Raw genomic sequence first — 15,132 nt, 5'->3', positions numbered from 1 at the left:
GGGGTGGCCAACGAGGCTTGAACTCGCGACAACCGGAATCACAATCCGGGACTCTACCAACTGAGCTATGGCCACCACTGTTTTTGCCAATTCGCTTACGCTCCTGCAAGCATCCGGATGGCGCGCCCGAAAGGATTCGAACCTTCGACCTTTGGCTCCGGAGGCCAACGCTCTATCCAGCTGAGCTACGGGCGCATGCCCTATCGGCGGAGTGGAATAATACGTAGTTCACACTATGTCGTCTAGTATTTTTTCAACTTTTTTTGCCGTTTGATGGCTTTTTCGTCACATCCTTGTAGCTATTACCACAATAAGGATGTGACTAAGACCTTGAAGATCGCAACTTGTTGTTTATTGCAACAACTTATCGGGATATAATCACTCACTGTTTACATTGATTTAACAGCAAAGTTAACTTAACAAACAATCTAAGTTGCTTAAAATCACCCCTACTCTAAATATAAATAGGTAAGCAGCACTTACCTTCGGAATGTAAAGTGAGTTTATAGGATATGTCTCGATCACTCTTTAGCGTATTGTTCGCTGCTCTAACTTTTTCTACTGCAGCCCTAGCAACTAGCCAAGCTGATTATGATGCTATTGCTGAACGTATTAAACCCGTTGGTGATGTTTACCTAGCTGGTAGTGAACCTGTTTCTGCAGAACCTGCAGGCCCTCGTGATGGTGCGAAAGTCTACGGTACTTTCTGTATTGCGTGTCACGCCTCTGGAGTAAGCGGTGCGCCAATCAAAGGTAACGCTGACCAATGGGCACCTCGTATTGCTCAAGGCATCGATGTATTGAAAACCCATGCGATTAACGGTTTAAACATGATGCCACCTAAAGGTACATGTATGGACTGTTCTGACGATGAAATCGTTGCAGCAATCGAACACATGATTGAAGGTTTGTAATTTTTCTATATCAAATGCTTTCTATGTAAGAAGGGCTTGGTTTATACCAAGCCCTTCTTCATTTCCACAGTCACCGAACAATTTATTTCTTGAACATGGCTCGTAAATTAGCAATATGTGCTTGTCCTTTTGCCATTCGCTCTTCTGCTGATTGCGGCTTTTTCTTGCTTTCCCATTCCACATCATCGAACGGAAGTTCGTCCAAGAAACGACTTTGCGTCGGCTTCAACAATTCCCCATATTGACGACGCTCCTTACACATAATAAAAGTCAGTTCTCGTTGTGCACGTGTAATACCTACGTACATCAAGCGACGTTCTTCTTCTACATTGTCTTCATCAATACTGGTTTGATGGGGCAAAATACCTTCCTCAGCACCAAGCAAGTAAACGTATGGAAACTCAAGGCCTTTAGACGCATGCAAAGTCATCAGCTGCACAGCATCACTATCATCATTGTCTTCCCCGCGTTCCATCATGTCACGTAGGGTCAATCGCTGAACCACCTCTTTTAATGTTTTCTCTTCTTTATCTGGATTATCACCTTCTAAGTCTGCAACTATCCAAGAGTAAAGATCAGAGACGTTTTTCATGCGCATCTCTGCCGCTTTAGGGCTAGAGGAGGTTTCATACAACCAATCTTCGTAGTTGATATCACGAACCAGAGAACGTACCGCCTCAACCGTATTACCACGTTCCGCATTATCGGCGATCGCTACCAACCACTGGGTAAAACGCTGTAAATTCTCAAGACCTCTACCTGATAAATGTTGTTCTAAACCCAGTTCAAAGCTCGCTGCGAACAAGCTTTTTCCTCGCATATTGGCATAGCTGCCCAGCTTTTCCAGTGTGGCAGGACCTATCTCTCTGCGAGGTGTATTGACGATGCGTAAGAATGCATTGTCATCATCTGGGTTCACCAACACTCGCAGATAAGCCATGATGTCTTTGATTTCCGCGCGAGCGAAAAACGACGTGCCACCGGAGATTTTGTACGGAACCCGGTTTTGCGTCAGATACTTTTCTATCAATCTTGACTGGTGGTTCCCGCGATACAAAATTGAATAATCTTTGTATTCGGTTCTATTAAGAAACTTATGAGCAATGATTTCTGCAGTGACACGTTCAGCTTCATGTTCATCATTTTTCGCTAAAATGACTTTGAGCTTTTCCCCATCAGAGATTTCAGAGAACAACGATTTTTCATACACGTGCGGGTTATTCGCAATCAAGATGTTAGCTGCGCGAAGAATACGGCTAGTAGAGCGGTAGTTTTGTTCCAGCTTAATCAGCTTCAAATTGGGGAAATCTTGGCCAAGCAACACCAAGTTCTGTGGTTTCGCCCCACGCCATGAATAGATGGACTGATCATCATCGCCAACGACGGTGAGACGTGCGCGTTCACCCACCAGCAGTTTTACCAATTCATACTGACTGGAGTTGGTATCTTGGTACTCATCGACCAAAAGATAGCGAATACGATTTTGCCAGCGTTGGCGAACTTCTTCATTGCCACGCAATAGCAACACAGGCATGAGAATCAAATCATCAAAATCCAATGCGTTATAAGCGCGCATCTGGGTTTGATACATTTCAAAGCAGAAAGCAAACAGCTGCATCTGTTCGCCTTGAGCAATCGCTTTAGCATGATCAGGCGTAATCATGTCATTTTTCCAATTGGAGATGGTACTCATCAACTGGCGCAGTAAGTCTTTGTCGCCATCTAACTGCTTTTCCGTTAACTCTTTTAGTAACGCCAACTGATCTTGATCGTCAAACAGAGAGAAACCCGCCTTTAAGCCGAGGTGCTTAAACTCACGACGAATGATATTCAAACCTAAGGTATGAAAGGTTGAAACCATCAAACCTCTGGATTCTTGGCGCCCTAACGTCTGTCCGACACGTTCTTTCATTTCACGCGCCGCTTTATTAGTAAACGTCACCGCTGCAATGTTGCGCGCTTTATAACCACATTGCTGAACTAAATAGGCTATTTTGTTAGTGATTACACGTGTTTTACCTGAACCCGCACCCGCTAAAACCAAGCATGGACCTGATACATACTTTACGGCTTCGTCTTGTCTAGGGTTCAGCTTCATAGTGTTCTCGAATCAATGAATAAAGGCCGCTTATGATAATCCGCATAAGCGATCAATTCCAACTAAGTTAAAAGTGTAACTATTTATCATTTTATTGCACAGGTGTATTGCAAAACTAATGCTTCGTTGCGCATAATACCGCCACATTATGAATTTACCTTTTCCCGCGGAGAATCCTCTTCTCGGGTTTACTCGTTAGCAAACGTGTTTAATGTTTTGATTTAAAAGTAATTAAATATCAATCCAACACGAACTTGGAGCTCTGAGCCGAATGAAAAAGTGGACCTTTTTTATGTTACTGATCGCTGTGCTACTGTTTGGCAGTGTGATTGGTTTCAATTTATTCAAGCAACAGAAAATCGCCGAGTACATGGCAAATCGTCCTGAACCAGAGTTTCCTGTTACTGTTACAGAAGTAACAGCTAATGACTGGACACCTGTGATTGAAGCTATCGGTTTTATTGAACCCAACCAAGGTGTCACCTTAACGACAGAAACCAGTGGTGTGATTGACAAGATAATGTTTGAATCAGGCACTCAAGTCTCGGCAGAGCAACCACTGGTATTGCTAGATTCACAAGTGGAAATTGCCAACCTGAAAAGTACTCAGGCACGCCTTCCTGCGGCTGAAGCAAAATACAAACGCTACAAAGGCTTGTATACCAAAGGTTCGATTTCAAAAGAGTCTTACGATGATGCAGAAGCAAACTATTTGTCTCTGTCTGCGGATATTGAAAGCCTAAAAGCAGCCATTGCACGTCGTGAAATCAAAGCTCCGTTTGCTGGTGTCGTTGGTATTCGTAATGTTTACTTAGGTCAATATCTTCAACCGGGCACAGACATTGTGCGTCTTGAAGATACTAGTATTATGCGTTTACGCTTTACCGTTTCACAGACCGACATTTCCCGAATTTCTCTAGGACAAGAGGTCGATATTTTTGTCGATTCATATCCGGAAGCTTCTTTTACCGGCTCAATTACAGCCATTGAACCTGCTGTCAGCGTACAAAGTGGCCTAATTCAAGTTCAAGCAGATATTCCAAACAACGATGGTCTTCTTCGTAGCGGTATGTTTGCTCGAGCAAACATCATTCTACCTAAGTTGATTGACCAAGTGATTGTTCCTCAAACAGCGATAACCTTTACTCTCTATGGCGATAGTGTCTATGTGATGAAAAAGGTTGATGGTGCTGATCGCGTAGAGCAACGTGTGGTAAAAGTTGGCGAGCGTAAAGGTGCAGATGCTCATGTACTTAGTGGCCTAGAGATTGGTGATGTTGTGATTACCTCTGGTCAAGTTCGTCTAAGCAACAATTCGAAAGTTCGTGTAGTAGAAAGCAGTGCGACTACTCCACCAGCTCAAACACCGATGCTGTAATTGGAGGACTCATGCGCTTTACTGATGTTTTTATAAAACGTCCAGTTCTCGCGATATCCATCAGCGTTTTGATCGCATTGCTTGGTTTGCAAGCGATGTTCAAAATGCAGGTCAGTGAATATCCGGAAATGACGAATACAGTAGTAACGGTTTCAACCAGTTACTACGGGGCAAGTGCGGACTTAATCCAAGGCTTTATTACCCAGCCTTTGGAGCAAGCCATCGCTCAGGCCGACAACATTGACTATATGACATCGTCATCCGTATTAGGCAAATCGACCATTACGGTAATGATGAAGCTCAATACTGACCCGAATGCTGCTCTGTCGGATATCTTAGCGAAAACAAACTCTGTGCGTTCGCAACTACCGAAGGAATCAGAAGACCCGTCAGTAACCATGTCGACAGGTTCAACGACTGCTGTTCTGTATATCGGTTTCACCAGTGACGAGTTGGCATCCAGCCAGATCACTGACTATCTGGAACGTGTAATTAACCCGCAGCTATTTACCGTAAACGGCGTATCCAAAGTCGACTTGTACGGTGGTATGAAGTACGCGCTACGTGTTTGGCTTGATCCTGCAAAAATGGCGGCACTTAACCTAACCGCTAGCGATGTCATGGGTGTATTGAATGCCAATAACTACCAATCGGCAACCGGTCAAGCGACGGGTGAGTTCGTCCTTTATAACGGCAGTGCAGATACACAAGTATCGAATGTGGATGAGCTAAAAAATCTTGTCGTAAAAACGGGCGAAGGTTCTGTCATCCGTTTGAGCGATGTGGCTAAAGTCTCTTTGGAAAAAAGTCATGATGTTTATCGTGCAAGTGCTAATGGACGCGAAGCGGTCGTTGCTGCAATTAACGCAGCACCAAGCGCGAACCCAATCAACATTGCTGCCGATGTACTCGACCTTTTACCTCAGCTAAAGAGCAACTTGCCTAGCAACATTGAAATGAATGTGATGTATGACTCTACTATTGCAATTAACGAGTCGATTCAAGAGGTAATTAAAACCATCTTAGAAGCGGCGTTGATTGTATTGATCGTCATTACATTGTTCCTTGGCTCATTCCGTGCGGTACTGATTCCTATTGTGACGATCCCGCTGTCACTGATCGGTGTTGCGATGGTAATGCAGTCCATGGGCTTCTCATGGAACCTGATGACATTGCTGGCAATGGTACTGGCCATCGGTCTGGTGGTGGATGATGCGATTGTTGTGTTGGAAAACGTTGACCGTCACATCAAGCTAGGCGAGACACCATTCCGTGCTGCGATTATTGGTACACGAGAAATCGCCGTGCCTGTTATCGCAATGACATTAACCCTAGGCGCAGTATACGCTCCAATCGCCATGATGGGAGGGATCACTGGTTCTCTGTTTAAAGAGTTTGCTTTGACACTTGCGGGGGCGGTGTTTGTTTCAGGTGTAGTAGCCTTAACACTGTCGCCAATGATGTGTTCAAAAATGCTGAAGGCAAATGAAGAGCCAAGCAAGTTTGAGAAAAAGGTTCACCATATCCTAGACGGCATGACGGAGAGATACGCTCGAATGCTGGACGCGGTAATGCAACGTCGTCCAGTTATCATTGCGTTTGCTTTCATCGTGTTTGCAAGCTTACCAATGCTGTTTAAGTTTATCCCAAGTGAACTTGCACCGTCTGAAGATAAAGGTGTTGTAGTACTGATGGGTACAGGACCTTCAAATGCGAACTTGGACTACCTGCAAAATACAATGAATGACGTGAACAAGATTCTGTCAGAGCAAAAAGAGGTTCAATTTGCTCAGGTATTTACGGGGGTTCCAAACTCAAACCAAGCGTTTGGTATCGCATCTATGGTGCCTTGGAGTGAGCGGGAAGCAAGCCAAGCTGAAGTGACTAACCGAGTGGGCTCGTTAATCCAAAACATTCCGGGTATGGCTGTGACTGCATTCCAAATGCCTGAACTTCCGGGCGCAGGTTCTGGTCTGCCGATCCAGTTTGTTTTGACAACACCAAGCAGCTTCGAAAGTCTGTTTACCATCGCTACTGAAATATTGACCGATGTTAAGTTGAGCCCACTGTTTGTTTATTCAGATTTGGATCTGAATTACGACTCAGCAACGATGAAAATCAATATTGATAAAGATAAAGCCGGTGCTTACGGCGTGACCATGCAAGATATTGGTATCACACTGGGCACCATGATGGCAGACGGTTACGTAAACCGAATTGACCTAGATGGTCGTTCTTATGAAGTGATCCCACAAGTGGAACGCAAATACCGCCTAAACCCTGAATCGATGAAGAACTACTTTGTTCGCGCGGTTGATGGTAAAGCAGTACCACTAGGTAGCTTAATCAGCATTGATGTGGTTGCAGAACCTCGTTCACTGCCACACTTCAACCAGTTAAACTCCGCCACTATTGGCGCAGTACCATCGCCAGGTACCGCAATGGGTGATGCAATCAACTGGTTTGAAAATGTTGCACAAACGAAGCTTCCGAGTGGATATAACCATGACTACATGGGTGAGGCCCGTCAGTATGTCACCGAGGGTAATGCGCTTTACGCCACATTCGGTTTAGCTTTAGCTATCATCTTCCTGGTTCTCGCTATTCAGTTTGAATCATTGAAAGATCCACTGGTCATCATGGTATCAGTACCGCTGGCGATTTGTGGTGCACTGATTACGTTGGCTTGGGGTGCATCAACCATGAATATCTACTCTCAGGTAGGTTTGATTACTCTGGTTGGCCTGATCACCAAACACGGTATTCTGATTTGTGAAGTCGCAAAAGAAGAGCAACTGCATAATAAGAAATCTCGTATTGAAGCGGTTACTGAAGCGGCGAAAGTTCGTCTTCGTCCAATTCTGATGACAACCGCTGCGATGATTGCAGGCTTGATCCCACTGATGTACGCAACAGGTGCAGGTGCAGCTCAACGCTTCAGTATCGGTGTTGTTATCGTCGCGGGTCTTTCTATTGGTACACTGTTCACGCTGTTCGTATTGCCAGTCATCTACAGCTACCTAGCAGAAAAACACAAACCACTACCCGTATTTGTCGAAGCAAAAGAACTAGAAGCTCTGGCGCGTTTTGACAAAGAGCAACAAGCGAGTCATGAATAACGTCATGTTCTCATAATCACAAAAGGTCACATCTGTGGCCTTTTTTATTGCAGCAATTAACGACTTTCTGGTGCGAATTGAATAGAATGTTCACCAGAAAGATAGGAGAGAAACCCGATGTTTGACCCAAAGAAACTCGAGCAAATTGCTAAGCAAATTCACGAATCAATGCCTCAACCGGTCAAAGAGCTGGGTGCGGATGTGGAACAGAAAGTTCGCCAAGTAATTCAAGGCCAGCTTAACAAACTGGATGTAGTGAGCCGTGAAGAGTTTGATGTACAAACTCAAGTGCTGCTTCGCACTCGTCAGAAGCTGACTGAGATGGAACAAAAGCTAGCTGAGCTGGAAAGCAAACTGGCTGATAAATAATTCCATTCGTCGATAATTCTATAAATAGTAAAAGGGCTGAATCTCACGACTCAGCCCTTTTTGTTCTTGTTATGTTTGCTTTTATATTTATTGCGATGACGCTATGCCAGCCTTTGAATTTTTAGTGTTTGGCTGGCATTAATTTGCTATTAGTCACCTACCGCGATGCGCTTCATGTCTTTCATGTAGCCACGTAGCTCTTCACCGATGTATTCCACTGGGTGGTTACGGATGATGCTGTTTACTTCGATGAGTGTCGCATTATCTACTTGATTAGACGTTTCGCCTAAGCCTTTACCGATTACGTCAGTACCTACGTTTGGCATGAACTTCTCACGCAGTAGAGGCGTTGCAACGTTAGCGAATAGGTAGTTACCGTATTCCGCAGTATCAGAGATAACCACGTTCATTTCGTATAGACGCTTACGAGCAACCGTGTTTGCAATCAGTGGAAGCTCATGTAGCGATTCGTAGTAAGCAGACTCATCGATAATGCCTGATGCAGTCATTGCTTCGAATGCCAATTCAACCCCAGCACGAACCATTGCAATCATTAGAATGCCGTTATCAAAGAACTCTTGCTCACTGATCTTAACGCTTGATTCTGGGTAGTTTTCAAATGCAGTTTCTGCAGTCTCTGCACGCCAGTCTAGAAGGTTCGCATCGTCATTTGCCCAGTCAGCCATCATAGTGCTAGAGAAGTGACCAGAGATGATGTCATCCATGTGCTTGTTGTACAGTGGACGCATTAACTCTTTTAGCTCTTCAGAAAGCTCAAACGCTTTGATTTTTCCAGGGTTAGACAGACGGTCCATCATGTGAGTGATGCCACCGAACTTCAATGCTTCTGTAATAGTTTCCCAACCGAACTGAAGTAGACGACCTGCGTAGCCTGCGTCGATACCTTCAGCAACCATTTTCTCGTAACAAACGATAGAACCTGCTTGCAACATACCACATAGGATAGTTTGCTCACCCATTAGGTCAGATTTTACTTCTGCTACGAATGAAGACTCTAGACAGCCAGCACGGTGACCACCAGTAGCTGCAGCCCAAGCTTTAGCGATATCCCAACCTTCACCTTTAGGGTCGTTTTCTGGGTGAACTGCGATCAGAGTAGGAACACCGAAACCACGTTTGTATTCTTCACGTACTTCAGTACCCGGACACTTAGGCGCAACCATTACAACAGTAATGTCTTTACGAATTTGCATACCTTCTTCAACGATGTTGAAGCCGTGTGAGTAACCTAGTGCAGCGCCTTCTTTCATTAGAGGCATTACTGTTTGAACAACGTTTGTGTGCTGTTTATCAGGAGTTAGGTTTACTACTAGGTCTGCTTGAGGAATAAGATCTTCATAACTGCCTACGTTGAAACCGTTGTCTTTTGCATTTTTGTAAGACTGGCGCTTTTCGTCAATTGCTGCTTGGCGAAGTGCGTAAGAAACATCTAGACCTGAATCACGCATGTTCAGACCTTGGTTAAGACCTTGAGCACCACAACCTACGATGACCACTTTCTTACCTTTTAGGTAATCCGCTTCTGTCGCGAACTCTTCACGATCCATGAAACGACAGCGACCTAGTTGGTCCAATTGTTCACGTAGATTTAGGGTATTGAAATAGTTAGCCATTGTGGTGCTCCTGTAATTATCTTTCCGTAGGGTCGGTGGCTATGCACCGAATGAGTTCATACTAAAGCAGACATTTAATTGCTGAAAGTGATATATTCACAATTAGTTATTGCAATAAATGCAACATGGAAAGATTCATGAATATCAAAACCATCAAATTGTTTCTCAATATCTGCGACAGTAAGAATTTCAGCAAGTCGGCCACATCCATGCATGTCAGCCCTTCAGCATTAAGCCGTCAAATACAGAAGTTGGAAGATGAGATTGGGCACCCGCTGTTTATTCGAGATAACCGTAGTGTAGAACTGACTCCTGCAGGGGAAAAGTTATTACCCGTTGCAATAAAAATGGTTCATGACTGGACGCAATTTCAGTCTCAAATCAACGCACAAGTTCATGAACTCAAAGGTGAGATTCGTCTCTTTTGTTCAGTAACCGCAAGCTACAGTCATCTTCCGCAGCTACTGAGTTCATTCAGGCTTAAACATCCATTTATCGAATTTAAGTTGCTTACCGGTGATCCTGCTCAGGCAATCGATAAGATTTTAAATGATGAAGCGGATATCGCGATTTCCGCCATGCCTGAGAGCTTACCGTCCAAAGTGGAGTTCACAACCATCAGTGAAATACCACTTTCCGTGATTGCGCCGATAGGAATTAGCAGTTGGGTTGAAGAGCTGCATAAAGAAAAACCTGACTGGAACCAGATTCCTTTTATTGTTCCCGAATCAGGAACCGCCCGTGATCGTGCCAATACTTGGTTTAAGAAAATGAAAATTAAACCTAGTATCTATGCACAGATTGCTGGTCATGAAGCGATTGTCAGTATGGTGGCGCTAGGTTGTGGTGTCGGAATCGCACCCGACGTTGTCATTAACAACAGCCCTGTGCGAGACAGTATTCAGCGCCTGTCCTACTCTCCGATTAAACCCTTTCAACTCGGGGTTTGTTGCAGACGATCACAGTTGGATAACCCATTGGTGAGAGCATTATGGGAGCTGGCAGAGGGAACATTTATTTCTCAGTAAAGGCATGCTCTACACGTAGAGCTGCCGATATTAAAACGGGTAAATTCGCACACCAAAGTTAACACTGTTTGAAATACCGTAAGTTGAAGTTGATTCTGTACTACTATCAATTTCAAAACTTTGGTCTGTTAACGAAACAGAAGCGGTCAGCTCTACATCAGAGTTCACTCGGTAATCCACGCCGAAGCTGCCCGTTACACCAAAGACATTGATGTCGGCATCTCCGACTTCATCGCTCCCCATACCTAGCCCGACACTGAAGTAAGGGACAAAACGCTGCTCATCAAAAGTCCACTTTGTAATGCTGCGTTTATAGCTGATTGAAGTATAAGAAAGCACATCCTGATGGCTTAACATAAGCCAACTTGCGTCATCGACTTTATATCCAAGGCTAAACACGCTTGAGATTTCTGTATCGAGATCAAAATCCCCATCAACATACAATGGCTCAACCCAGCTGTATCCAACTTCAAAGAATAACTTACTGAAATCTTCATCATCATTGAATGCCATTGCTGAACTACTCAATGTGATGAGCAATAACGCCAAATACTTATTCAAAGGAAACCTCAATCTCTAAATGCCATCAAAACCCTGTGCATGCTTATCTGTTTCACTGTGCACAATAAGTTAATACGGCAATTTAGACGTGAACATTTCAGTTTTTAGCTGAGTGCATCATTAACTATCTTTAATCTTTCCAAAATCTCTGCTCAATATAGGTTCACATACACTCTGCCCGACAACCTATATATAAAGCTGCAATGTTTAACGATTTACCCCCTAAATCGTATTGGCTCGCATTAGTCACGCGAGCCAACTTTTTTCATACTCCCTTCTTCCCTTTCGTTAGTACAGTTGCGCTCAAAAAGGAAATTCTATGAAGATACTTATCATTGAAGATGACAGCACAACCCGAGAATTTGTCAGTAAAGGGCTAACGGAACACGGCTATGTTGTTGACCAAGCAGAAGATGGTAGGAAAGGCCTGATGATGGCGCTAAGTTCTGAATACCAGCTGATCATCCTAGACAGAATGCTACCTTACCTTGACGGAATGAAAGTGCTGGCCGCAATTAAAGCCGCTGAAGAGCAGCTCCCAGTACTGATATTAAGTGCAATGGATAGCGTCAATGACCGCGTCGATGGTTTGCAAGCGGGCAGCGACGACTACTTGATTAAACCGTTCGCATTGGCAGAGCTTATTGCACGAGTCGACATCATTATCAACCGTACACATAGACCCCAAACGACTCAACACGTTCTTAATTACCACTGTTTACAAGTCGATCTCAAAGCACACAAAGTGACCTGCAATCAGCAGGAAATCATTCTTCAGCCGAAAGAGTTCCAACTTATTCAATACTTTGTAGAACATAGTGAGCAAGTCGTATCACGCATGCGTCTGTTCGAGAATATCTGGAGCTATCATTTTGATCCTAGAACCAATGTCATCGACGTGCATGTTGCGAACCTGCGACGCAAGCTAGAGGATGCCGGATGTTCTGGGCTTTTACATACGGTGAGAGGAGTCGGGTATGTCCTTCGTCGATGATTATGCATTAACCCGTTCATCCGTATTTAAAACATTGGTAAGTCTGTTCTTACTTGTAACTCTCATCAACATTATAGTGATACACCAAGTCTACAGAGATTCAGATAATTTCCACCGTCAACAGCTCACCAGACAACTCAATGAAGAAATTTTGGAATTCAACTTTGCAGCCCAACAGAGCACAGAAGATGTAAGGCAACTGTTAGAAACCAAGCGTTCCGCTACAACCCCTTTCTACTATAACCTGATTGAAACCGACGAAACCGAATTACCACACTCTTACTACCCAATCGATTTGCAGCGAAACAGGCATAACATTCTGGTCGGTAAAAATCTCAAGCTGGAGATCGGGGTGAATAAAACCGCTGTTGAAGAATATCGAAAATCCCTCATTCCGATTGTCTTCTCTGGGATCATTCTTCCTGTTGCCGTCATGATCATATCTGCACTGTTTTTCACCGTACTTATTCTCAAGCGGTTGGAAAAAGTGAATCACGCGATGAATCGCGTTCTGTGCGGAGAGCATAACGTCAAAATAGCGGTTTCTCGGCAGGATGATGAGTTTGATATTTTAGCCATTCATCTCAACTTCATGATTGAACAAATGGCCAAGAACGAGTCTAGCCTTAAATCTCTGACCATAGGTTTAGCTCACGATATGAGAACGCCTATGGCGAGGCTTAAACTACGTTTCGAAGACATTCTAGACCAAGACAAGCTATCGCCCTGCCAAAGAACGAGTATTTCCGCTTGCTATGATGAGTTGGAACTCATCCTGTCACTGTTCAATAGCATGCTTGAGATTGCCAAACTGAACAGCGGCCAAATCAATATCAGTAAAGAACCCATCGATTTAGGCAAAGTAACCCAAGACGCCATTGAATTCATTGCCCCTATATCTGAAGTAAAACAACAACGCTTAACCTTCAGGCAAGATACCCTTTGCGTGGTTACCGGAGATCGCTCGCTTCTGTTTAGAGCCGTTTTTAACCTGCTGGAAAATGCAGTGAAATACACCCCAAACGGTGGTTCTATTGATATCGTTGCAGACTGCTATGGTGTTGTCATCGCCGATACTGGAATTGGTATTTCTGACTACGACAAAATGTATGTTTGCCGCCCTATGTATCGGGCTGACCAAAGTCGCTCTGAAGCAGGCAATGGTCTAGGGTTATCTCTGGTTGATGCGGTCGTTAATCTGCATAACGCACACCTGTTCTTGCGTGACAACAATCCAGGTCTACGTGCACGGCTCTACTTTGATAACTAATCGATATAAAAAGGCTAAGTCACCACTTAGCCTTTGTCTTAATTTGATATTCAATTAAGCAGAGAAACTAGGAATTACTACATCCGAAAGATCTTGAGTCTCTGGAATAAGCTTCATCGAGTGAGCCACTTCTTCGGCTTCTGTTCCAATAATTACCTGTAAGTTATTCGCACCTATCTTCACTACACCCATCGCCCCTATAGCTTTAAGCGTACGCTCATCAACAACAGAAATGTCTTTCAACGTTAAGCGAAGGCGCGTAATACATGAATCGATAGAAGTAAGATTACTATGGCCGCCCAACGCTTTCAGGTACTGAGCTGCTTTCTCGTTGGTTGACGCTTCACTTTTTTCAACCGCTTCAACGTCTTCACGGCCTGGTGTTTTCAAGTCAAACTTAACAATTGCAAATCGGAATACTGCATAATAAATGAACGCGAAGCAGATACCTTGGACGATTAGCATATACGGCTTAATTGCTAGTGGTAGGTTATAAGACAGAATGAAGTCAATCAATCCGCCGCTAAATGTGAAACCAGCAAACCACTGCATACTTGCTGCAATATACAAAGAGAGAGCCGCCAGTAGAGCGTGAACAACGTATAGAGCAGGAGCAACAAACATAAACGCAAATTCAATAGGTTCTGTTACACCAGTTAGAATTGCAGTCAATGCTGATGCACCAAGAATGCCACCGACTCTTTTCTTGTTTTCTGGTTTTGCACAGTGATACATAGCTAAACAAGCAGCAGGTAGACCGTAACCCATGAATGGGAAGAAACCACCTTGGTACATACCTGTAACACCTAGTTCTCCAGTACCAGACCAGAACTTCGAAATATCGTTAATACCAACAAGGTCAAAGATGAATACTTGGTTCAGTGCGTGGTGCAGACCGATTGGAATTAATAGTCGGTTGAAGAAACCATAAACGCCTGCACCCGCCGCTCCCATTTCTGAAATGGAGATACCGAAGTTAACCAACGAGCCATAGACAGCTGGCCACACATAAACCATAACAATGCTTAAGAATATCGCGGCAAGTGACGTTACGATCGGTACAAAGCGCTTACCGCCAAAGAAACCTAAAGCGGCTGGCAACTTGATAGTGTGGAAACGGTTATAAAGAGTGGCAGCCACTATCCCCATCATAATCCCCGTGAACGCACTAACCGCAGCTTTTGATGCAACAATCTCTGAAGAACTCATCTCTGCTACGGGGACGCCGGTGATCTGTGAAATGACAGCCGTGTTTCCAACTATCATTTCTACAATTAATAGGCCAAGTAATCCAGATAGCGCGGCTGCACCGTTATTATCTTTCGCTAACCCATAAGCAACACCAACAGCGAATAACCATGCTTGGTTATCCATAATGCTCTTGCCGCCATACACAAGTATTGTCGCTATTGGGCTATTTGCGCCCCAGCCCGACGGATCTATGGCATAACCAAGACCAAGCATTAAACCACCGGCTGGTAGTACGGCAATTGGCACCATCAGTGCTTTACCGATTTTTTGTAAGTATCCTAAAATGTTCACGTTATATCCTCTTGTTTGTCATTTAGAACAAAGGATACGTAATTGATAATTAAGAGGCGGTGGTGCACAGATTAATTTTTATTAATCTAACAAGAAAAGATAAAAAGAGACAAATAGCAAAAAGCCCGCTATTTCTAGCGGGCTTTGCAATGTGGCGGAGAGATAGGGATTTGAACCCTAGGTACGCTATTAACGTACGCCGGTTTTCAAGACCGGTGCTTTCAA

Annotated in this window: 11 protein-coding genes and 2 tRNA genes; 7 read left to right on the top strand and 6 right to left on the bottom strand. The window is 44.1% G+C overall.

The features are described 5' to 3' along the window. Positions 1-2: 2 nt before the first annotated feature. Together ACRQQK_RS14075 and ACRQQK_RS14070 are read right to left on the bottom strand one after the other, a co-directional pair. Positions 3-75 (bottom strand) — tRNA-His (locus ACRQQK_RS14075). 43 nt (positions 76-118) lie between these two features. Continuing rightward, positions 119-195, bottom strand: a tRNA-Arg gene (locus tag ACRQQK_RS14070). 317 nt (positions 196-512) lie between these two features. Between ACRQQK_RS14070 and ACRQQK_RS14065 the strand changes: the two genes are divergently transcribed. Then, a complete protein-coding gene (locus ACRQQK_RS14065) occupies positions 513-914 on the top strand; it encodes a c-type cytochrome (protein WP_042489810.1) in 402 nt (133 codons plus the stop codon). 82 nt (positions 915-996) lie between these two features. Here ACRQQK_RS14065 and rep read toward each other — a convergent pair whose 3' ends face one another. After that, positions 997-3,012 carry a DNA helicase Rep gene (gene rep, locus ACRQQK_RS14060; protein WP_457512431.1) on the bottom strand — a complete coding sequence of 672 codons (2,016 nt, stop codon included), beginning with the start codon at positions 3,010-3,012 and terminating at the stop codon, positions 997-999. A 271-nt stretch (positions 3,013-3,283) separates the two neighbouring features. Here rep and ACRQQK_RS14055 point away from each other — a divergent pair, with 271 nt between their 5' ends. From ACRQQK_RS14055 to ubiK, 3 genes are all read left to right on the top strand, one after another. Next, a complete protein-coding gene (locus ACRQQK_RS14055) occupies positions 3,284-4,390 on the top strand; it encodes an efflux RND transporter periplasmic adaptor subunit (protein ID WP_457512429.1) in 1,107 nt (368 codons plus the stop codon). An 11-nt stretch (positions 4,391-4,401) separates the two neighbouring features. Next, positions 4,402-7,509 carry a multidrug efflux RND transporter permease subunit gene (locus ACRQQK_RS14050; protein WP_457512427.1) on the top strand — a complete coding sequence of 1,036 codons (3,108 nt, stop codon included), beginning with the start codon at positions 4,402-4,404 and terminating at the stop codon, positions 7,507-7,509. 117 nt (positions 7,510-7,626) lie between these two features. Then, the gene (gene ubiK / locus ACRQQK_RS14045; RefSeq protein WP_042489818.1) at positions 7,627-7,878 is read left to right on the top strand and encodes a ubiquinone biosynthesis accessory factor UbiK; all 252 of its coding nucleotides are present in this window, start codon (positions 7,627-7,629) and stop codon (positions 7,876-7,878) included. 149 nt (positions 7,879-8,027) lie between these two features. On the opposite strand, the gene ilvC is transcribed toward ubiK, so the two are convergent. Beyond that, the gene (gene ilvC / locus ACRQQK_RS14040) at positions 8,028-9,512 is read right to left on the bottom strand and encodes a ketol-acid reductoisomerase (protein WP_457512425.1); all 1,485 of its coding nucleotides are present in this window, start codon (positions 9,510-9,512) and stop codon (positions 8,028-8,030) included. A 137-nt stretch (positions 9,513-9,649) separates the two neighbouring features. On the opposite strand from ilvC, the gene ilvY reads away from it, so the two are divergent. Beyond that, a complete protein-coding gene (gene ilvY / locus ACRQQK_RS14035) occupies positions 9,650-10,540 on the top strand; it encodes an HTH-type transcriptional activator IlvY (protein WP_457512423.1) in 891 nt (296 codons plus the stop codon). A gap of 30 nt (positions 10,541-10,570) precedes the next feature. Here the strand turns inward: ilvY and ACRQQK_RS14030 are convergent, their stop codons facing one another. Then, complete coding sequence (locus ACRQQK_RS14030; protein ID WP_457512421.1) at positions 10,571-11,101, bottom strand: hypothetical protein; 531 nt, start codon at positions 11,099-11,101, stop codon at positions 10,571-10,573. 319 nt (positions 11,102-11,420) lie between these two features. Here ACRQQK_RS14030 and ACRQQK_RS14025 point away from each other — a divergent pair, with 319 nt between their 5' ends. Together ACRQQK_RS14025 and ACRQQK_RS14020 are read left to right on the top strand one after the other, a co-directional pair. Next, the gene (locus ACRQQK_RS14025; RefSeq protein WP_102987140.1) at positions 11,421-12,095 is read left to right on the top strand and encodes a response regulator transcription factor; all 675 of its coding nucleotides are present in this window, start codon (positions 11,421-11,423) and stop codon (positions 12,093-12,095) included. After that, complete coding sequence (locus ACRQQK_RS14020; RefSeq protein WP_457512419.1) at positions 12,079-13,365, top strand: ATP-binding protein; 1,287 nt, start codon at positions 12,079-12,081, stop codon at positions 13,363-13,365. Before ACRQQK_RS14025 ends, ACRQQK_RS14020 begins: the two co-directional genes overlap by 17 nt. Before the next feature lie 54 nt (positions 13,366-13,419). Here the strand turns inward: ACRQQK_RS14020 and nagE are convergent, their stop codons facing one another. Beyond that, positions 13,420-14,907, bottom strand: a complete 1,488-nt coding sequence (gene nagE, locus ACRQQK_RS14015; RefSeq protein WP_457512417.1) for an N-acetylglucosamine-specific PTS transporter subunit IIBC — start codon at positions 14,905-14,907, stop codon at positions 13,420-13,422. Between the last annotated feature and the right edge of the window lie 225 nt (positions 14,908-15,132).

Source organism: Vibrio sp. C8, from assembly GCF_054051265.1.
Note: the sequence above shows the minus strand (reverse complement) of the source record. Positions and strands in the feature narration are given on the sequence as shown.